Genomic DNA, 18524 nt, shown 5'->3' with positions numbered 1-18524 from the left:
TCATGAAGCTCAATCAGGGTACAGTCCGCAGTCTTCTGCTGGAGTCGCGTTGCCATGACCACCGCTCGCACCACTTCATCAAACCTCCTGTTGCTTGGCGCCGCGACTGCGCTCCCTCCCCTGTCCATCGACATGGCGTTGCCTGCCATCAGTTCGGTGGGCGCGGCCTTGGGCAGCACTTCAGCGCTGGCGGCACAAGCAATCGGCCTCTTCATTTTGGGTTTCGTGCTGGGCCCGCTGCTGTTCGGCCCCCTCTCCGACCGCATCGGCAGGCGGCCCGTGATGCTCGGTGGCCTCGCAGTCTTTACCCTGGCCGGGATCGCCTGTGCTGTCGCGCAGAACATCGAAATGCTGCTGATCGCGCGGGTTATCCAAGGCGCTGCCGCAGGCGCGGCAGCGGTAATGCCTGTTGCAATCGTGCGCGATGCTTACACTGGGCGTGAGGGCCGCGCCATGCAGAATGCCCTGGTGGCCATTAACAACGTTGCTCCTTTGGTCGCCCCTCTGATCGGGGCAGCCATTTTGCTCATCGGCAACTGGCGCGACATCTACGCTGCGTTGGCGCTTGCCGGGTTGATACTGATCTGGGCGGGACTGCGTCTGAAGGAATCACATCCGTCGTCGGCGCGCAGCAACCATCCTCTGCTCCCCGCCTACGCCAAGGTCTTGCGCAACAAGCGCTTCGCGATCGCGGCGCCCATCCTGGCCCTGAATTTTTCCGGCATGTTTGCCTACATCACCGCCTCGCCGCTGGTGTTCATGGAGGGTATGGCCATGAGCAGCCAAGGCTTTGCCGTCCTATTCGCGGTGACCGCGTTGGGTACGCTGATAGGCTCTTGGGTCAACACGCGCCTCATCAAGGCGGGCTGGAGCGAGTCCAAGGTGATTGGGGCCAGCCTGAGCATCAGCCTCCTCTGCAGCGCTGGACTGCTGCTCGCCAGTGTCGGCTCGGCCAACGTGATCGTGTTTGCCGCCTTGGTCGTGGCGAGCAACGTCTGCACCGGCCTGGTCATGCCGAATGCGACCCATGTGGCGCTGGACGAGCTGGGCCAGATCGCTGGCAGCGGCGCCGCGCTCCTACGTGCCTTGCAAATGGCGGGTGGCGCTGCAGCCAGTTTCCTGGTGGGCCACTTCTACGATGGCCATTCGGCCAATGCGATGGCGGGTGTCATGGCGGGCAGTGCCTTGCTGGGCCTGGTCATTTTCGTACTGGGCTACCGGCGCCTCTCTCATCACCAGCCTCACGACCAGCACGCCTACTGAGCAAGCCTTAAAGGCGCGGCTCACAATGATCCGCGCTCCCGCTTACCGGCTCCAAGCTTTGCTATGGCGGAAAGATAGCCACGGGTAGCGCGATGCGTCCGCGCTGCCATGGTCAGGATCCAGGTAGATGTAGCAGCGCGTTATCAACCAGTCCCCTGACTTCGAAGACATCACACCAGAAACCCGCGCCCCAGTCTGGGTTGCCCGCAAACCAGGCCCCATCCACATGTTCGCCATGACTGGCTCCCTCAACTACCACGGTATCGCTCCCAGAGAACACCCAATTGAAATGAGCGTAGTCGTGGGTGATGTTCACAAGGCGCGCCCCGAGGTCAGAAAACATCTTCTCGATTTGCGTATGCCCTGTGGCGATACCCCACTCAGGGAAGTACACCTGAGCGTCAGGGGCAAAGAGTTCCAGGATGCTCCCTCCACCGGGACGAACACCGCCGTTATCGAAAGCCCTGAAGTACTCCAGATGAGGGACTTGCGCTGCTCATCGGTCATCGTCATTTTGCTGAGCATGAACGTCCCGCCATCAACAGCACAAGCGGCGACGGGCGCGGCCACTTGTGCTGATTGCAGCCCTGAAATGCGAAGCAGGAACATCCCAGCGTGCCCCGGTAGCCATTCAGCGGCACATTGAAAAGACGTGCTTGCTCGTGGCGGTGAGCATGAACGGCACATGCCCGGAACAGAGGTGCGCCTGAGACACGACCGCCTGCGGTCTCCAACGGCCGCCAAACCTGGCGACAGGTGACCAATCAGTGCATTCAACCGTGCAACAGGTTTCAAACCTTCCGCTGGCGACAATTGTTCGCGCTGGGGCAACCTGGATATTTGGGGTTGCTTCCAAGCTAGCCGCTGCTATTTCGCGGCAGCGCTTTTGAGCGGCAAGCCTAGATAGTACCGCCCACCTCAACGCGTCATTCCTTTGAAAAACGGTCGGATAGAGGTTCGCCATTGGTGACACTGAACGGAGGCAGTGGCAGGAAGAGATGCGAGCGCTCGAACGGATTTCCAGCTTGACTACCGTGGGGATTTCGAGCGCTCGCGGGACTGCTTAACCGACCAGCTTCGCCACGAACTTCGCGACGTATTCGCCCTGATGCTCAGCGATGCCCAGTTCACGGTCATCCGGTTGGCGGGAGCCATCACCACCTGCGATGGTCGAGGCACCGTATGGGGTACCGCCACCAACCTGCGAGATGTCGAACAGCGCCGGCGTGCTGTAGCCGATCGGCACGATGATCATGCCGTGGTGCGCTAGCGTCGTCCAAGTGGAAGTAATGGTCATCTCCTGCCCACCGCCAGTACCGGTGGAGGTGAATACGCTCGCAACTTTTCCGACCAACGCGCCTTTAGCCCAAAGACCACCGGTTTGATCAAGGAAGTTGCGCATCTGGCCGGACATGTTGCCGAAACGGGTCGGAGTGCCGAAGATGATTGCATCGTAGTCGCCCAGCTCCGAAGGGCTGGCAACTGGGGCCTGCTGGTCGACCTTGCCATGTGCGGCTTTGAACGCCTCAGGATCCATGGTTTCCGGTACACGCTTGACCGTCACTTCGACGCCTGGAACCTTGCGAGCGCCCTCAGCGACTTTATGCGCCATGGTCTCGATATGACCATACATCGAATGGTACAGCACCAGTACTTTTGCCATTTTTACTTCCTCTTCGCGTGGAGTGTTGTTTTCATCGCCACTGAAAAATCGGGCGATGCTGTTGAGCCAACCCATGTTGGTACCTCTTCGTTTCAAACGGACGGCAGCCTCAACGGCGAGACCGCCTGATCTTCAAGCCACGTCGACCAGTACGACTTCAGCCTGCTCAATGCCTTTGACGCTGAGCAGTTTCTCGCTCTGGATGGCCGCGCCATCGCCCGTCTTCATCGGAAAACCGTTGACTTCGATCGCCCCCTTGGCGACCACCAGATAGGCCTTACGACCAGGTGCGATTTCGTATTTGGCTTCATGACCCTCATCCAACGTAGCCGCTACCAAACGTGCCTTCGCACGGATCGGCAGCGCTTCGTCATCACCTTTCAGCCCACTGGCCAGGGTGACGAATTCACCTGCGTTTTCACCACGAGGGAACGGACGGGTTCCCCATGACGGAGGCAGACCGGTCTGCTCAGGAAGGATCCAGATCTGGAAGATCTTGGTCACCTCATCCTCATGGTTGTACTCACTGTGACGGATACCGGTGCCGGCACTCATGACCTGCACATCACCTGCGACAGTGCGACCTTTATTGCCCAGGCTGTCCTGGTGCGAAATCGCGCCCTGGCGGACATAGGTAATGATCTCCATGTCCTGGTGGGGGTGAGTGGCAAAGCCGGTGTGAGGCTGGATGGTGTCGTCGTTCCAGACTCGCATCTGCCCCCAGTTCATCCGTTTGCTGTCGTAGTAGGACGCAAACGAGAAGTGGTGTTTAGCGTTTAGCCATCCGTGGTTCGCGCCGCCGAGCTGGGCAAAAGGGCGTACTTCAATCATGGTCATCTCCACGTGTAGCTGGTTGATGAGCCATATGGTGAGCCGGGATAACCGATCAAAAAAGCGCAAAAAATCACGCATCAACAACCAATCTGTCGATAGTTGCCAGGCATCAAATAGACTATTCGATAGCCCAGCAACAATCACACAAACCGTCGCGCGCTCCTTCAATGAGATAAGCGCAACAGCCAAGGGTTGGGGGCCAACCGCTCAAGAATGAGGTGTTGTCGTACAGGACGATCTAAGCTTCGCTGTTTGCTGATCAGCAACAGTGTTTTCACATTCCCAGCCCTGTTCAGGCTGTTCAACGATTTGGACTGCCGTCTGGACCTTCCCTTCCACCCTCATGTTTTTTCATAGGCCGTCGATACCCTGCTAATTCAGACGTTCAAGGAATGACGACATGACCCTTTCAATCAATTCCATATTTATCCGGCCATCAGCCGCTCAGCTGAGCCAAACCAGCCAGCCATTGACCACCAAATCCCTCAGTGAAGACTTGCTGAAAACCACGGTCAACATCAATCCGGCGGCAATTTACCATCCGATCAATGAAGCCCCCGCGCCGAGCCCGGAAACGGAATCGATCGAGAGCATGATCGCGCGCACCCAGTCGCCGGATTACCCGCAAATTGCCGAGAGGCACAAAAGCGCCCATCAATCGCTGAAACTCTCTTTCGAAGAGTTCCAATCAGCGTTGGCTCACACCGATCCGGATCTCGCCGACAAGAAATTTGGCTTCACCATCGAAGCGGATGGCAGCCTCAAGGTTCTCGACAGTTCACACCAGCTCAGCGCTTCCGACATGGATCGGCTGAACGAGCGGTTGAATGCTTCCAGTGAATTGAAATCGGCAGCGAGCAGCTACCGCGACGCCTCCATCGCCCTGGTGGCCGCCGACGCTACGTGGGGTGGCAACTTTACGGGTGGGTACATTCTGAACAAGGACAACTTCGCCAACACCATCGATCTGGGTGCTCTATTCCTTAAAAAAGGAACAACCCCAAACGCTGAGACCCTGAACGGCTTCTTCTCCTCCCAGTTGTGGAGCAAGGGCGAGCGGATGACGCATGAAACAGTCACCCAGATGTCCGTAGGCGCCAATAACGTCGACGTGACGGTTTGACTGGCAAGTTCTTGGAACTCACGCTACTTCACAGCGCGCGGCGGATCCGCTTGATGGGAAACCAAAGATTGACACTGACTTCCGCTAGTTAGCGGGTTGTATCAATTTGGATCTTTGTGCCTCCGGCCTTCAAAACTTGCCCCAGTGCACATATGGATTCCCCCCAAGACCGCATCGCCCCTGGCTTCGTAGATGCCTCCAAGCCTCAAGGAAGGTCTGCCAAGTCCTCGGAACATCCGCTTCTGGCCGAGGCTGCATAAAAACGTTTTAGGACGAGACAGGGCACAAAAAAAAGCTACTCATCCGAGTGGCTTTTTTCTGAATCCTGGAGCGGGAAACGAGACTCTTATCTGGTGTCCGACCCATTGAAATCCAAGGGGTTTCTTTTCTTGCCGAAGCAGGAAAAGACTTAATCCCGGACTTGTTTTTGAGGTGTATCAAGGGTCAATAAGAGGCGGCTTCGGACTATGGGATTTGAAACACCCCAACAACGGTTTTCCAATCTGGACCTCTCTGGTTTTATCCACGTATACAGAGCATCACAACCATCATGCATTATGATCAGCGCCCCGCCTGACACTCACCCCAAACACCACGCATCAGTTCCTTCAGCATCAGCGCCTCGCCCCAGCGATCCGTTATATCGCGCCCATCACTCCCCGTGATCGCATAGGGTGGCGGGCCAAGCTCGCAAGTGAAGGACAGGCTCGCGGGTGTGTCCGGTCGCGCCAGCCAGTCCTTGATTCCGTAACGCCACCAGCCCAAAAACCGGTCCAACCAAGGGCGATGCTGGGCGAAGGTCAAGGGCACCTGGACCTGCTCACTATTAGCGACCCGCCCGTGAAAACCCCAACTGTGTCGCAAGATGGTGTGAATCTGTTCGTCGTCTTCGGCAGTGGCCGACTCAGGCAGTTCGCGGCTCACAACGTAATGGGACAAGTCAGCCAACAATTTGAGGTCGGGCATCTGCGCAAGCAAGTCGAGGGTGAACAACAGGTCACTGGTGAGACGATAGCGGTGGGTTTCCAGCAGGATCGGAAAGTCCACCTGCTCGGCCAGACGCTGCCAGCCTTCGATCAGTGTGATCGCCTGTGCCAGCGTGCGCAGCCGGACGTCGGCTTGCAGCGTGAGGTGATGGCAGCCGTAGCGGGAGGCAACCTCAAGCGCTTGCGCCAAGTCACTCACGGTGCGGGGAAACAGTTGACCTTCGATTTGCAGGCCTTGCGCCTTGGCAGCGGCATGCAGACGTTCGGCCTGTGGCGCGATCCAGAAATGGTCGGTGATCCCATCGAAGCCAGCAGCGGCAATCTTCTCCACCTGCGCCTCGAGGGAAAGATCGCATTGACCACGGTGATCTTGCATGGCCCACAGGGACTGGAATACCAGGAATTCACGCATGTCATGGCCTTAGCAGATGTTTGAGCGACACATCGGCGTCGGCCAATGCGTCCACAGAGAGTGGGGTCAAGTTGGCAATCAGCCGTTCACACAACTTGATGTCCTTGGCAACGCTGTTGCCCTGCCCCCAACCGCAGGCGCCTTGCAAACGCTGCTCGGTGTCCAGGTAGAACAGCAGCAGACCACCGTCTGCCAGGGCGCGAATGGCCGAAGGTGGTGTCGGTGAGATCATGCCCACCGTCTGCAAGCCCCAGTCGTACTGATCAGACCAGAAGCCGGGAACCCCCTCGAACGGCAACTCGCCGCCCAACAGATTCAATGCCGCGTGACGGCCCTGGGTCTCGGCATTGCGCCAGGTTTCCTGGCGCTGGAATAACGCGTCGGCGTGCAGGCGAAACTCACACACATCGCCGGCGGCAAAGATGTCTGGCGCGCTGGTGCGCAACTGGGCATCGACTCGAATTCCCTGGCCCACCTCAAGCCCCCCCGCCGCGGCCAATTCGATGTTGGGTTGCATGCCGATACCGACCACCACCCAGTCACAGGGCAGCACCTGGCCGTCCACCAGTTGCACCGCCTCAGCGCGTTCGATGCCTTGTACAATTTCAAGCGCTACGTTCAGCCGCACGTCCACGCCCTGTTGCCGATGCAACTCCAACAAGGCCTGGGATACGGCTTCAGGCAAGACTCGCCCGGCCAGTCGTGGCCCGGCTTCCAGCAACGTCACCTGACAGCCCAGGGTTCGGGCCGTTGCCGCGACTTCGAGGCCGATAAAGCCACCGCCGACAATCACCAGGCGCGTGCCGGGCCTCAATGCGCTGCGCAGGGCCAGGGCTTCGTCATGGGTGCGCAGGTAAAGCACGTTGGCCAGAGATTCAGGCACCTGGGGCAAGCGACGCGCTCTGCCTCCGGTCGCCAGCAGTAATCGGCTGTAGGACAGCCAACGTCCGTCGGTCAATTGCAGGCGGTGGTGCTGCGGATCCAGACTTTTTACCGGGTTGCCCGCCAAGTGGTCGATGTTCAGTTCCGTGAGCCGGCTCTCCCCCCACAGGCTGCAATCGTCCAGGTCCATCGTGCCCTGCAGCAAGCCCTTGGACAGCGCAGGACGCTCGTACGGCCGATGGAGTTCATCGCCGATCAGGATCAGCCGACCGGTATAACCCTGCTCGCGCAAGGTCAGCGCCGCGCGGCCACCGGCATGGCCGGCGCCGACGATAATCAGTGGAGCATTCATGGCGTGCACTCCTGGCGGTCAAGCCGAAATGGCGAGCAGAACCCGTCCCGCGTCGACCCGTACCGGATAGGTCTTGAGATTGACGCACACTGGCGCCCCCAAGGCTTTGCCGTTGCGATAGTCAAAGCGCCCGTTGTGCTTGGGGCACTCGATGACGTGGTCCATCACCAGGCCGTCAGCCAGGTGGATCGACTCGTGAGTACACAGGCCAGCAGTGGCGAAAAACTCGTTGTCAGCAGAGCGGTAGATGGCATAGGTATGCGGACCGTGGTCGAAACGAATAACGTCTTCTTCATTGATTTCGCCCACGGCGCATACATCGATCCATTGATCGTTCATGGCGTTTTCTCTTGTTCGGGATACAGCCGGAAGGTGTCAGCCCAGCGTGGCTTCAGCCTGTGGATGAGCGTCGGTGACAGGCCTTGAGCTACCGACGGGGCGTCGCACGAAATACGTCGGGTCCTTACGCTGCTTCAAGAGGGTCGGAATGATTTCCTTGAAGGCCTCGCCTATGTTGGCGTAAGGCGGCGGGCAGTCGTGGCGGATCTCTTCATGGAGTTGCGCCAGGGCGTGGTACGGCACCATCGGGTACATGTGGTGCTCAAGGTGATAATTCATGTTCATGTACAGAAAGCGCAGCACCCGGTTCATATAGATGGTGCGGCAGTTGCTGCGGTGGTCCAGCACGTCTTCCGCCAGGCCCACATGTTGGGTGAGGCCAAACAGGTAGGACAACCAGCCGCCATACAGGATGGGCAGGCCGATATACATCAGCGGCAACCAGCTGTGCAGGTAAAGCGCCGCGCCAAAGACAACGGCGTAAATCACGAGCCAGATACGGGCCGCCAGGAACACCTTGGACCATTCGGACTCAGGGATGAACGTCTGTTCCTGGGCATCCATTTTGCCAACCGCGTGCCGGCACAGGCCTCCCATCGTCTTCAGCAGCAACGGGATCTGGAACAGGCTCAGCAGCATCATGAACAAGCTCGGTGGACGCGGTTCGACGATTTCCGGATCGCGGCCGACGACGATGGTGTCGGTATGGTGCCGGGCATGGCTCCAGCGCCACACATGGGGCTCGAACATGCACATGAAGCTCGCCACCTGGTAGAGCGCATCATTCATCCAGCGGGTCTTGAAGGCGGTGCCGTGACCGGCTTCATGCCAGCGCGGGTTAGAGGCGGTGGCGTACAAAACTCCATACGCAAGGAAAAACGGCACACAAGCCCAAGTGCCCCAGAACCAGTAGCCGCCGAAGCCGGTGACCACCAGGGTCAGCAGCCAGATGGCGGTGTCGAGCAAGGCCGGGCCGTCGCGGCGCTGCATCAGTTGCTTCATGCGTTGACGGGAAATGGGCGACTGGTGCCAACTGGCCGATACAAGACCTTTTTCGGCCGCGCGGGCGGCTTCAGGGCCGCTCAGGCGATAGTCCCGGGGAGAGGCTGTGTTGTCTTGAGGCATTGTTATTGTTCTCCGCAAGCGTGAGAGGTCAGGTGCTTTGCGTAAAAAAATATAGAGAGCGTGGGAGCTACCCTCAAGGTCTTGAATACATTCCCTATCAAGCTATCATCCAGGTCCTGCAGGGCTTGATAGTTTTCTATCAAGACGCTTTGAAGGCTCATCATGAATAACAATAAACGCCCCACCATCGCCACGGTCGCCGAACACGCAAGGTTAAGTGTCGCCACCGTCGACCGCGTGCTCAATGCTCGCGCCCCGGTTAATCCAGCCACTGCCGAACAGGTGCTTCAGGCCGCCGAAGCCGTGGGTTATTTTGCTGCGCGGCTGATCGGCCAGCGCATTCTCGAACGCCGTCCCACGTACCGTTTCGGCATCCTGCTGCTGGGCACCGCCCAGGCGTTCTACGCCAACCTGGCCCAAGCCATCACTCAGGCCGCGCAGCGCCAGGCCGGGGCCAACCTGACCTGCCAATTCGAATACGTTTTTGATCGCACCCCCAGCGCCATCGTTGCCCAGATCGAACAGTTGGCGGTGCAGTGCGACGGCCTGGCGGTGGTCAGCTTCGCCCACCCGCAGATCAACGCCGCCCTTGCCCAGATTCGCGAGGCCGGCGTGCCCGTGGTGGCACTGCTGTCAGGCATTCATGAGGCAGCGGCCGAGCCCTATGTCGGCCAAGACAATCAGGTAGTCGGGCGCACGATGGGGTGGTTGCTGGCCCGCACCTGTGGCGCGCGCAAAGGCAGCATCGGCATTCTGCTCGGAGGTCATCGCTTTCTTGGCCACCAGGCGCGGGTCGAAGGCTTGCACAGTTACTTGGCCGAACACGCACCTGGGCTGCGCCCGCTGGAGCCGCTGATCAATCTGGACAACTGCGACATCACCGAAGAAGCAACCCTCGACCTCCTGGTTCGGCATGACGATTTGCGCGGGCTGTGCGTGGTAGGCGGCGGTGGCGACGGGATCATCAACGCCCTGGCGCAACTGCCCAAGCGCCCGGCGCTGTGCTGCATTTTGCAGGAGTCCACCGAGCTGTCACGCCAAGCCCTGGCCCAGGGTTTGGTCGATGTGGTGATCGACTCTCAGCCGCGCCAGACTGCAACGGCACTGGTGGATCTACTGGTGGAATTGCAGACTGCGGAGCAGTTCGATCCTGTGCGTCACCGGGTGCATATTCCGCTGCAGATTGTGACATCGGAGAACTCCCAAAGCTGATGAGCTGGCGGCACAACCTTAATGGTTGCAGGCACGCTCATTGTGCTCGGGCAGGTCCAGCAACGTGTTGATACAGCCCCCCCCGATGATCACGACCTCAGCCTCGATATCGCCTTCAAGGTCCCGATAGTGCAGGTCGTATTTACGGGTTGTGGTTGGCATACGTGCACCTCTTCAGCATGTTATGCCCGAACACAGAATTTCCCAGATCAATACCAAGCACCACCCCGGCGCACTACGCACGAATCGATGCACAACCTGCATAAGCGGCGAAAATTGGTTCAATCATCCACGAACCAATCCTCTTTAATCCCCTGAACCAACCCGACGAACCCTTGCTTATCGGCCCCCGCCGTCGCTGCTCCTGAGAAATAGCTAAGCACATAGCGCTAATCCCGAGGCGAACCAATTTCAATTGGCATCGCGCTTGCACTTACCCTTTTGCCTCGATCTCCTGCCCACAGTCAGCTCGGAGCCGTTTTTTATACTCTGGCGCGAGTACCACGATGCAAAGGTTCGACCCTGACACACCCATCGACAACACTTCGAAACTAGCGCTGGATGCCTTGCGGCAGATGGTTGCGCAACATGCTGCCTTCCCGCACCGGGCATTGCCGACCGAGCGGGATCTGGCCGCCGATTTTGGCCTCAGTCGCCGGGCCATCCGGCGGGCGCTAGCGGTGCTGGAAGCCGAAGGGCAGATCTGGCGGCGCCAGGGCAAAGGAACCTTCGTCGGCCCTACGCCACCGAGTGCGGCCATGAGCTTTGCCCGGTTGTCCGGGCGGACCAACTTCAGCGAGGTTATGGAAGCGCGCCTGCATCTGGAACCGGCACTGGCGTCCCTGGCGGCGGTTCGAGCCAACGGCGACCAGATAGCAATTTTGCGTCGCCTTGCCGAACGCACCAGACACCAACAGGCCGCCGAGCCTGCCGATGCCGAGGGCATTGAGCTGTGGGACAGCGCCCTGCATCGCGGGATCGCCGAGGCCGCAGGTAACCGCCTGATGCTGGATATCTTTGAAATGCTCGATGCGATCCGGCTCGACCCGGCCTGGCGTGACCTGCGTCAGCGGGCTCGCAACGCCGATCGCCTCGACACCTACAGCCACGACCACAACGACATTGTCGACGCTATCGAAAACCGTGATCCGATCAAGGCCGCCACGGCCATGCGTGGCCATTTGCGCGCGCTGCAACAAGCGCTGGACAACGTCATCAATCAAGATCTGGAGGCAAGTTTATGAGCACCACAACTCAGGCCACCGACACGGTATTGAGTGTCAGCAACTTGACCGTGTGCTTTGCAGGCGCACCCGCCAATGTCGTGGACGGCGTCTCGTTCTCGGTCCAGCGCGGCAAGACCCTGGCCATCGTCGGAGAGTCCGGATGTGGTAAAAGCGTTACGTCCATGGCGCTGATGGGCTTGCTACCCGACACCGCCAAGATCGCCGCCCGTACGTCCGCCCTGCTCGATGAAGCCTTGCTGGGCATGCCCGACGAGCGCTTGCTGGATGTGCGCGGCAACCGCATGGCGATGATTTTCCAAGAGCCCATGACCTCCTTGAACCCGGTCTTCACCATTGGCGAGCAGATCGCCGAAAGCGTGATCCGCCATCAGGGTCTGTCAGCCAGGGACGCCCGTCAGCGCGCCCTGCAAATGCTCGAAAAGGTCCGCGTGCCTGACGCCGCGCAACGTCTGGACGCCTACCCCCATGAACTGTCCGGCGGCATGCGGCAGCGGGCAATGATTGCCATGGCCCTGGCCAACGATCCGGCGCTGATCATTGCCGACGAACCCACCACTGCTCTGGACGTGACCATTCAGGCGCAGATCCTGTCGCTGATCGCCAATCTGCAGGCTGAAACCGGCACGGCCATGATCCTGATCACCCATGATCTGGGCGTGGTCGCCGAAGTCGCTGACGACGTGATGGTGATGTACGCCGGGCGAGTGGTGGAAAGCGGCCCGGTAAAAACCCTGTTCGATGACCCGCAGCACCCGTACACCATCGGCCTGATGGGTTCGATGCCATCGATTGGCCCGCGTGAAGGTCGCCTGGCAACCATCAATGGTCGCGTCCCGACGCCTGCGCAAATGCCTACCGGTTGCCGATTCGCCGGGCGCTGCCCTTTTGCGATTCAGGCATGTCGCGAGGCGCGCCCGCCGCTACTTGAGCTTTCCCCCGGACATTTCGCCGCGTGCATTCGTGCGCCACTGGAACAGCATATGGGAATCAGCGCGTGAGCCTTTCTGAACGCCAAACAGTTAAGCGTGCAAGCCCTGAAATCATTCTCGACGGCATCGGCCTGAGCAAACACTTCGGGGTGGAAAGCGGCTTGTTCCAGCGCAAGAAGCCGCCGGTACAAGCGGTCAATCAGGTCAATCTGTCGGTGCGCAAAGGGGAAACCCTGGCGCTGGTGGGCGAGTCCGGCTCGGGTAAATCAACCCTCGGCCGTCTACTGCTCAACCTGCTCAAACCTACGGCGGGCGACATCATTTATGAAGGCCGCAACCTGGCCAATCTGACCCCGGAAAAGCTGCGCCAGGTGCGGCGTGATTTGCAGATCATCTTTCAGGATCCGTTTGCCTCGCTCAATCCGCGCATGACTGTGGAATCCATCGTCGGTGAGCCTATCTGGCTGCACAGCGATGCCAGCCGCAGCGACCGCCAGGCCAAAGTCGCCGAGTTGCTGCGCACCGTGGGCCTGGCGCCCGAGCACGGCGGCCGCCACCCTCACGAGTTCTCCGGTGGCCAGCGTCAGCGCATCGGCATTGCGAGAGCCCTGGCGTCTGACCCGCGTTTGATTCTGGGTGACGAACCCGTGTCCGCGCTGGACGTTTCGGTGCAGGCGCAAGTGGTCAACCTGCTGGAAGACCTCAAGCATCAATTCGGTCTGACCCTGATGATTGTCGCCCACGGCCTCGCCGTGATCCGCCACATGAGCGACCGAGTAGCCGTGATGTATTTGGGGGAAATCGTCGAACTGGCGCCGGTCAACGGCCTGTTTGAAAACCCTCTGCACCCTTACACCCAGGCGCTTATGGCCGCCGTGCCGGTCAGCCACCCGGACCTGCGCCGGCCGCGCCCATTGCTGGGCGGCGACATGCCGAGCCCGAGCCGCCCGCCATCGGGTTGCCGCTTCCATACCCGCTGCCCGCACGCCCGGGCGCTGTGCAAAGAAGTGGTGCCGGTGATGGAAACCGTCGAGGCCGAGCGTCAGGTGGCGTGCCACTTCTGGCGTGAAATCGCCAATGCCGGTGCAGGCACCCTGATTTTGCCGACACCCAGCGCTGCCTACACCCAGCGCCTGAATCTGTTCAAGAACCATCAATCCCTTGCAGTGGAGAGCCAGCCATGAAAATTGCACGCGTCATGACAGGAACCTTGTTATTGCTGGCCGCCAACGCCGCCTTTGCCGAATCCACCCTGCGCATCGGCATTCAGGACGATCCTGATGGGCTCGACCCGCATCGTTCGCGTACCTATTCGGGCCGTCTGGTCTATACCGCACTGTGCGACAAGCTGGTGGATGTGAACCCGGACCTGACCTACGCCCCACAACTGGCCACTGCCTGGAACTGGAGCGAAGACGGCAAGACCCTGACCATGACTCTGCGCGAAGGCGTGACTTATCACGACGGCGAAGCGTTCGATGCTGCCTCGGTGAAGTTCAACCTGGACCGCGCTCGCACCCTGCCCGACTCCCTGCGCAAGAGCGAGCTGGCCTCGGTGGACAGCGTTGAAGTGATCGACGCCAAAACCGTTGCCATCAAACTCAAGCAAGCGGACGCCACCCTGGTCTCCCAGCTCTCGGACCGCGCCGGAATGATGCTTGCGCCGAAGGCCGCCCAGGGTGAGTTCGCCTCCAAACCGGTGTGCTCCGGCCCTTACAAATTCGTCCAGCGCGTGCAGCAGGATCGCATTGTGCTGGAGCGCTTCGACAACTATTGGAACAAGCAGGCTTATCACTTCGACAAGGTGATTTTCCTGCCGATTCCGGACACCTCGGTGCGTCTGGCCAACCTGCGTTCAGGCGACCTGGACATCATCGAACGGGTTGCCCCCACCGACGTGAAAACCGCCAAGGCGGACAGCAAGCTGGCGGTCTATAACACGCCAGGGCTTGGCTACATGCAGTTGATGTTCAACATTAACAACGGCGAAAAAGCCAACTCGCCGATGGGCAAAGACAAGCGCGTGCGCAAGGCATTCGAGCTGTCCATCGACCGTGATGCGATCAACCAGGTGGTGTTCGAAGGCCTGTATGCGCCGAGCGCCCAGCCTTTTCCGAAAAACAGCCCGTACTACGACAAGGATCTGCCGATCCCGACCCGCGATGTGGAAAAGAGCAAGACCTTGCTGGCCGAAGCAGGCGTGAAGCTGCCACTGGCAGTGGACCTGAAAGTCGCCAACAACCCTATCGCACAACAGGTCGGGCAGATCATTCAGGCCATGGCTGAAGAAGCGGGTTTCAAGGTCAATCTGATTGCCACTGAATACGCCACCATGCTTAGCGAACAGCAAAGCGGCAACTTCCAGATCGGCATGAGCGCCTGGTCGGGCCGTCCTGATCCGGATGGCGACATTCACCAGTTCGTGACCTGCAAGGGCGGCCAGAACGACGGCAAATACTGCAACGCCAAACTCGACGAGCTGTTGGACAAGGCCCGCACTGTCAACGATGTTGCCCAGCGCCAGGCCCTGTACAACGAAGCCCTGCGCTTGCTGGCTGACGAAGTGCCGACCGCGTATCTGTATTTCGATCCGCGAATCATGGCCATGCGTAACAACGTGACTGGTTTCGTGCCGAGCCCGGATGGCCTGATTCGTCTGAACAACGTCGCGTTCAAGCCATGACTGTGAATGATCGCCGCAAAAACGAGGGTCCGGCATGCTGATGTTTATCCTGCGACGCCTGCTCAGTGCGATCCCGACACTGATCCTGGTTTCGCTCTTCGTCTTCACCCTGCAGAAACTGTTGCCGGGTGACCCGGTGCTGGCCATGGCCGGTGAAGAGCGCGATCCGGCGGTGATGGAATACCTGCGCGACAAGTATCGGCTCAACGACCCGATCCCCGTGCAGTACCTGAGCTGGGTCGGCAATGTGCTGACCGGCGACTTCGGCACTTCGCTGCGCACCGAACAACCGGTGACCACGCTGTTGGCGTCCAAGTTGCCGGTGACCCTGGAGCTGGCAGTGCTGGCCTTGTTGATCGCACTGCTGATCGGCATCCCCACTGGAATTATCTCGGCCGTACGCAAAGGCACCGTCGTGGATTACGGGGCCAATGTCATCGCGCTGTCGGGGATCTCGATTCCGCACTTCTGGCTGGGGATCCTGCTGATCATGGTCTTCGCCGTGAAACTGCAATGGCTGCCGGCCTCGGGTTTCGTGCCTGTGGGCGAGGACTTCGGGCAAAACCTGAAGACCTTGATCCTGCCGGCCTTCGTGCTCGGCGCAGGGTTGTCGGGGATTCTCATGCGCCATACCCGCAGCGCCATGCTTGAAGTGTTGCGCACCGACTACGTGCGCACCGCCCGGGCCAAGGGCCTGCGCCCGCGCACGGTGATCCTCAAGCATGCCCTGCGCAATGCATTGATGCCTATTGTGACCCTGACAACCCTGCTGTTTGGTGAACTGCTCGGCGGCGCAGTGCTGACCGAGCAAGTCTTCAGCATCCCTGGCTTCGGCAAGATGATTGTCGACGCCGTGTTCAATCGTGATTACGCCGTGGTGCAAGGCGTGGTGCTGTGCATCGCAATTGGCTTCCTGCTGCTGAACCTGCTCGCCGACGTGCTGTACCGGATGATTAATCCGCGTCTGAGGACTGCTTCATGACCGCTATTTCCAGCCTCCCTCATAGCGTGATCGCACCCCGCAGCCGCTCGCCGTTCGTGAAGAAATTCCTCGCCAACAAAGGCGCGGTACTCGGCGCGGCGGTGTTGCTGCTGTTTATCCTGGCGCCCTGGATTGCGCCCCATGACCCGCTGAAAGCCAACTTTCTCGCGGTCCGCAAGGCACCATCGCTGATCTACTGGATGGGCACTGACGAACTGGGTCGCGATCTGTTTTCCCGCCTGCTCTGGGGCGCACGCAGTTCGTTGCTGGCCGGTGGTGTTTCGGTGGTCATCGCCATGGCCATCGGCGTGCCTTTGGGCCTGTTGGGCGGTTATTTCGGCGGCAAACTCGAAGCGGTAATTTCCCGTGTCATGGAAGCGCTGTTGTCCTGCCCGTTTCTGGTATTGGCGATTGCGCTGGGCGCCTTCCTCGGCCCGAGCCTGACCAACGCAATGATCGCTATCGGCCTGTCAGCCATGCCGATCTTTGCCCGACTGACCCGTGGTCAGGTGCTGGCCATCAAACACGAAGATTACCTGGAAGGTGCTCGTGCCATTGGCTTGCCGGATCGCTGGATCATCCTGCGCTACGTGCTGCCCAACGTGATGTCGCCATTGGTTGTGCAAGCCACCTTGACCATCGCCTCGGCGATTCTGGCTGAAGCCAGCCTGTCGTTCCTCGGTCTGGGCCAGCAACCGCCCTCGCCTTCCTGGGGATCGATGCTCAACACCGCGAAAAACTTTATGGAGCAGGCACCCTGGATGTCGATTGCGCCTGGCGTGGCGATCTACATTACGGTCCTGTGTTTCAACCTGCTGGGGGATGGTTTGCGTGATGCGCTGGACCCCAAGGGCTAACATTTTCTGCCAAAGAGAAACGCAAATGTTTGATGATCTGGATTACAGCCAACCCTACGCTTCGGCACGCTCGCCAGTGATGGGCAGTAACATGGTCGCCTGCTCCCAGCCATTGGCCGCCCAGGCCGGGCTGGACATGCTGCGCAAGGGCGGCAACGCCGTCGACGCGGCCATCGCAGCCGCCATGGTCCTGACCGTGGTCGAGCCCACCGGTTGCGGGATCGGCAGCGACGCTTTCGCTATCGTCTGGGACGGCAGCAAGTTGCAGGGCCTGAATGCTTCCGGTCGCGCACCGCAAGCCTGGACCCCTGAGTTTTTCGCCGGGCAGAGCAAAATGCCCCAGCGCGGCTGGCCAGCGGTGACTGTGCCGGGTGCGGTTTCAGCCTGGGTCGAGCTGTCCGAGCGTTACGGAAAACTGCCTTTCGCCAGCCTGGCTGAACCGGCCATCGGCTATGCTCGGGATGGCTACCAAGTCACCCCGATCATAGCCCAGCTGTGGAAGCTCGGCGCTGAACGGCTCAAGGATCAGCCGGGTTTTGCCGAGTGCTTCCTGCCCGACGGCCAAGCACCACAGGCCGGGGACAAAATCCGGCTCAAGGATCACGCCCGCACCCTGGAGCTGATCGCCCAAACCAAAGGCGAAGCGTTCTATCGCGGCGAACTGGCCCAAGCCATCATCGCCCATGCCAACGCCAATGGCAGCGTCATGAGCCTCGACGATCTGGCGACCCACACTGTGGACTGGATCGACACCCTGTCGGTGCCCTACGCCGGCGCCGTCGTTCATGAATTGCCACCTAATGGCCAGGGCATCGCTACCCTGTCCGGCCTGACTATGCTCGAAGCATTGGGCGTCGGCGAGCATCCAGTGGACAGCCTGGAAACCGTGCACCCAGTGTTGGAAGCCATGAAGCTGGCCCTTGCCGATCTGGACGAACACGTGGCGGATAACGACCACATGCGCGTGCCTTCCGAGCATCTGCTGGACAAAACCTACCTGATGGAGCGCGCCGGTCTCGTCACCGACAAGGCCGCCAATCCGGGGCATGGTTCGCCTAAACCGGGCGGCACCGTTTACCTGTCGGCGGCCGATGAAAGCGGCATGATGATCTCGTTCATCCAGTCCAATTACATGGGCTTCGGCTCAGGTGTCGTGGTGCCTGGCACCGGCATCAGCCTGCAAAACCGTGGCGCGGGCTTCTCCCTGGATCCGCAGCACGTCAACTACGTTGCACCACGCAAACGTCCGTTCCACACCATCATCCCCGGCTTTGTGATGAACGCCGACGGCACGCCGTTGATGTCCTTCGGCCTGATGGGCGGCCCGATGCAGGCACAGGGTCACTTGCAGATGATGATGCGCATCCTGCGCTACAAACAGAACCCGCAAGCCGCCGCAGACGCACCGCGCTGGAGGCTCGAATCTGGCCTGAAAGTCGCAGTGGAACATGCATTCGACCCACAGGTGGTCGAAGCCTTGCGTGCCAAAGGCCACGACATAGTTATCGAAGAACCTAACGGCGTATTCGCCTTTGGCGGCGCGCAGATTATCCAGCGCACCACTCATGGTTATGTGGGTGGCACTGATCCCCGGAAGGATGGTCTGGTGGCCGCGTACTGAAAGTACGAAGATCC

General features: G+C 60.0%; 18 protein-coding genes. 10 read left to right on the top strand and 8 right to left on the bottom strand.

The window, feature by feature from the left end; genetic code table 11:
- Window positions 1–54 precede the first annotated feature (54 nt).
- On the top strand, window positions 55–1263 hold the full coding sequence (locus SGN16_RS10895) for a multidrug effflux MFS transporter (protein ID WP_335943995.1): 1209 nt from the start codon (window positions 55–57) through the stop codon (window positions 1261–1263).
- 112 nt (window positions 1264–1375) lie between these two features.
- Here SGN16_RS10895 and SGN16_RS10890 read toward each other — a convergent pair whose 3' ends face one another.
- The 3 genes from SGN16_RS10890 to SGN16_RS10880 form a co-directional block, all read right to left on the bottom strand.
- The gene (locus SGN16_RS10890) at window positions 1376–1684 is read right to left on the bottom strand and encodes a hypothetical protein (RefSeq protein ID WP_335944284.1); all 309 of its coding nucleotides are present in this window, start codon (window positions 1682–1684) and stop codon (window positions 1376–1378) included.
- Window positions 1685–2326: 642 nt separating this feature from the next.
- Entirely contained in the window at window positions 2327–2926 is a 600-nt protein-coding gene (gene wrbA / locus SGN16_RS10885) for an NAD(P)H:quinone oxidoreductase (protein ID WP_134926609.1), read from the bottom strand.
- Window positions 2927–3058: 132 nt separating this feature from the next.
- Window positions 3059–3757, bottom strand: a complete 699-nt coding sequence (locus tag SGN16_RS10880) for a pirin family protein (RefSeq protein WP_335943994.1) — start codon at window positions 3755–3757, stop codon at window positions 3059–3061.
- Between the two features lie 403 nt (window positions 3758–4160).
- On the opposite strand from SGN16_RS10880, the gene SGN16_RS10875 reads away from it, so the two are divergent.
- Window positions 4161–4883 carry a hypothetical protein gene (locus tag SGN16_RS10875; RefSeq protein ID WP_335943993.1) on the top strand — a complete coding sequence of 241 codons (723 nt, stop codon included), beginning with the start codon at window positions 4161–4163 and terminating at the stop codon, window positions 4881–4883.
- Between the two features lie 561 nt (window positions 4884–5444).
- Here SGN16_RS10875 and SGN16_RS10870 read toward each other — a convergent pair.
- Genes SGN16_RS10870 through SGN16_RS10855 form a run of 4 tightly spaced genes read right to left on the bottom strand, consistent with a single transcriptional unit; the run spans window position 5445 to window position 8979 of the window.
- Window positions 5445–6281: a sugar phosphate isomerase/epimerase gene (locus tag SGN16_RS10870; protein ID WP_335943992.1), complete on the bottom strand. Its 837-nt coding sequence runs from the start codon at window positions 6279–6281 to the stop codon at window positions 5445–5447.
- Between the two features lies 1 nt (window position 6282).
- Window positions 6283–7524, bottom strand: coding sequence for an FAD-dependent oxidoreductase (locus SGN16_RS10865; RefSeq protein WP_335943991.1), 1242 nt, complete (start codon window positions 7522–7524; stop codon window positions 6283–6285).
- A 9-nt stretch (window positions 7525–7533) separates the two neighbouring features.
- Complete coding sequence (locus tag SGN16_RS10860) at window positions 7534–7854, bottom strand: MocE family 2Fe-2S type ferredoxin (RefSeq protein ID WP_109755288.1); 321 nt, start codon at window positions 7852–7854, stop codon at window positions 7534–7536.
- 36 nt (window positions 7855–7890) lie between these two features.
- Window positions 7891–8979: a fatty acid desaturase family protein gene (locus tag SGN16_RS10855; protein ID WP_335943990.1), complete on the bottom strand. Its 1089-nt coding sequence runs from the start codon at window positions 8977–8979 to the stop codon at window positions 7891–7893.
- A gap of 162 nt (window positions 8980–9141) precedes the next feature.
- Between SGN16_RS10855 and SGN16_RS10850 the strand changes: the two genes are divergently transcribed.
- On the top strand, window positions 9142–10191 hold the full coding sequence (locus SGN16_RS10850; protein ID WP_335943989.1) for a LacI family DNA-binding transcriptional regulator: 1050 nt from the start codon (window positions 9142–9144) through the stop codon (window positions 10189–10191).
- A gap of 18 nt (window positions 10192–10209) precedes the next feature.
- Here the strand turns inward: SGN16_RS10850 and SGN16_RS10845 are convergent, their stop codons facing one another.
- Window positions 10210–10353, bottom strand: a complete 144-nt coding sequence (locus SGN16_RS10845) for a hypothetical protein (protein WP_335943988.1) — start codon at window positions 10351–10353, stop codon at window positions 10210–10212.
- 344 nt (window positions 10354–10697) lie between these two features.
- On the opposite strand from SGN16_RS10845, the gene SGN16_RS10840 reads away from it, so the two are divergent.
- Genes SGN16_RS10840 through SGN16_RS10810 form a run of 7 tightly spaced genes read left to right on the top strand, consistent with a single transcriptional unit; the run spans window position 10698 to window position 18510 of the window.
- On the top strand, window positions 10698–11435 hold the full coding sequence (locus tag SGN16_RS10840) for an FCD domain-containing protein (RefSeq protein ID WP_210643988.1): 738 nt from the start codon (window positions 10698–10700) through the stop codon (window positions 11433–11435).
- Window positions 11432–12436 carry an ABC transporter ATP-binding protein gene (locus SGN16_RS10835; RefSeq protein WP_335943987.1) on the top strand — a complete coding sequence of 335 codons (1005 nt, stop codon included), beginning with the start codon at window positions 11432–11434 and terminating at the stop codon, window positions 12434–12436. Before SGN16_RS10840 ends, SGN16_RS10835 begins: the two co-directional genes overlap by 4 nt.
- The gene (locus tag SGN16_RS10830; protein WP_335943986.1) at window positions 12433–13551 is read left to right on the top strand and encodes an oligopeptide/dipeptide ABC transporter ATP-binding protein; all 1119 of its coding nucleotides are present in this window, start codon (window positions 12433–12435) and stop codon (window positions 13549–13551) included. The genes SGN16_RS10835 and SGN16_RS10830 overlap by 4 nt, the downstream gene beginning before the upstream one ends.
- The gene (locus tag SGN16_RS10825) at window positions 13548–15050 is read left to right on the top strand and encodes an ABC transporter substrate-binding protein (RefSeq protein WP_210643982.1); all 1503 of its coding nucleotides are present in this window, start codon (window positions 13548–13550) and stop codon (window positions 15048–15050) included. The genes SGN16_RS10830 and SGN16_RS10825 overlap by 4 nt, the downstream gene beginning before the upstream one ends.
- 34 nt (window positions 15051–15084) lie before the next feature.
- The gene (locus SGN16_RS10820; protein ID WP_176688168.1) at window positions 15085–16032 is read left to right on the top strand and encodes an ABC transporter permease; all 948 of its coding nucleotides are present in this window, start codon (window positions 15085–15087) and stop codon (window positions 16030–16032) included.
- Window positions 16029–16889: an ABC transporter permease gene (locus tag SGN16_RS10815; protein ID WP_335943985.1), complete on the top strand. Its 861-nt coding sequence runs from the start codon at window positions 16029–16031 to the stop codon at window positions 16887–16889. Before SGN16_RS10820 ends, SGN16_RS10815 begins: the two co-directional genes overlap by 4 nt.
- A 25-nt stretch (window positions 16890–16914) precedes the next feature.
- Window positions 16915–18510 (top strand): gamma-glutamyltransferase family protein, encoded by a 1596-nt coding sequence (locus tag SGN16_RS10810; protein ID WP_335943984.1) that lies wholly within the window; start codon window positions 16915–16917, stop codon window positions 18508–18510.
- Window positions 18511–18524: the final 14 nt, after the last annotated feature.

The sequence above is a fragment of the Pseudomonas sp. G166 genome, assembly GCF_037027455.2.
Lineage (GTDB): Bacteria > Pseudomonadota > Gammaproteobacteria > Pseudomonadales > Pseudomonadaceae > Aquipseudomonas.
Note: the sequence above shows the minus strand (reverse complement) of the source record. Positions and strands in the feature narration are given on the sequence as shown.

Coding starts and splice junctions, on each gene's coding strand:
- SGN16_RS10825 (WP_210643982.1), top strand. CDS start 13,548: ATGAAAATTGCACGCGTCATGACAGGAACCTTGTTATTGCTGGCCGCC.
- SGN16_RS10895 (WP_335943995.1), top strand. CDS start 55: ATGACCACCGCTCGCACCACTTCATCAAACCTCCTGTTGCTTGGCGCC.
- SGN16_RS10860 (WP_109755288.1), bottom strand. CDS start 7,854: ATGAACGATCAATGGATCGATGTATGCGCCGTGGGCGAAATCAATGAA.
- SGN16_RS10840 (WP_210643988.1), top strand. CDS start 10,698: ATGCAAAGGTTCGACCCTGACACACCCATCGACAACACTTCGAAACTA.
- wrbA (WP_134926609.1), bottom strand. CDS start 2,926: ATGGCAAAAGTACTGGTGCTGTACCATTCGATGTATGGTCATATCGAG.
- SGN16_RS10850 (WP_335943989.1), top strand. CDS start 9,142: ATGAATAACAATAAACGCCCCACCATCGCCACGGTCGCCGAACACGCA.
- SGN16_RS10810 (WP_335943984.1), top strand. CDS start 16,915: ATGTTTGATGATCTGGATTACAGCCAACCCTACGCTTCGGCACGCTCG.
- SGN16_RS10815 (WP_335943985.1), top strand. CDS start 16,029: ATGACCGCTATTTCCAGCCTCCCTCATAGCGTGATCGCACCCCGCAGC.
- SGN16_RS10835 (WP_335943987.1), top strand. CDS start 11,432: ATGAGCACCACAACTCAGGCCACCGACACGGTATTGAGTGTCAGCAAC.
- SGN16_RS10820 (WP_176688168.1), top strand. CDS start 15,085: ATGCTGATGTTTATCCTGCGACGCCTGCTCAGTGCGATCCCGACACTG.
- SGN16_RS10855 (WP_335943990.1), bottom strand. CDS start 8,979: ATGCCTCAAGACAACACAGCCTCTCCCCGGGACTATCGCCTGAGCGGC.
- SGN16_RS10880 (WP_335943994.1), bottom strand. CDS start 3,757: ATGATTGAAGTACGCCCTTTTGCCCAGCTCGGCGGCGCGAACCACGGA.
- SGN16_RS10845 (WP_335943988.1), bottom strand. CDS start 10,353: ATGCCAACCACAACCCGTAAATACGACCTGCACTATCGGGACCTTGAA.
- SGN16_RS10870 (WP_335943992.1), bottom strand. CDS start 6,281: ATGCGTGAATTCCTGGTATTCCAGTCCCTGTGGGCCATGCAAGATCAC.
- SGN16_RS10875 (WP_335943993.1), top strand. CDS start 4,161: ATGACCCTTTCAATCAATTCCATATTTATCCGGCCATCAGCCGCTCAG.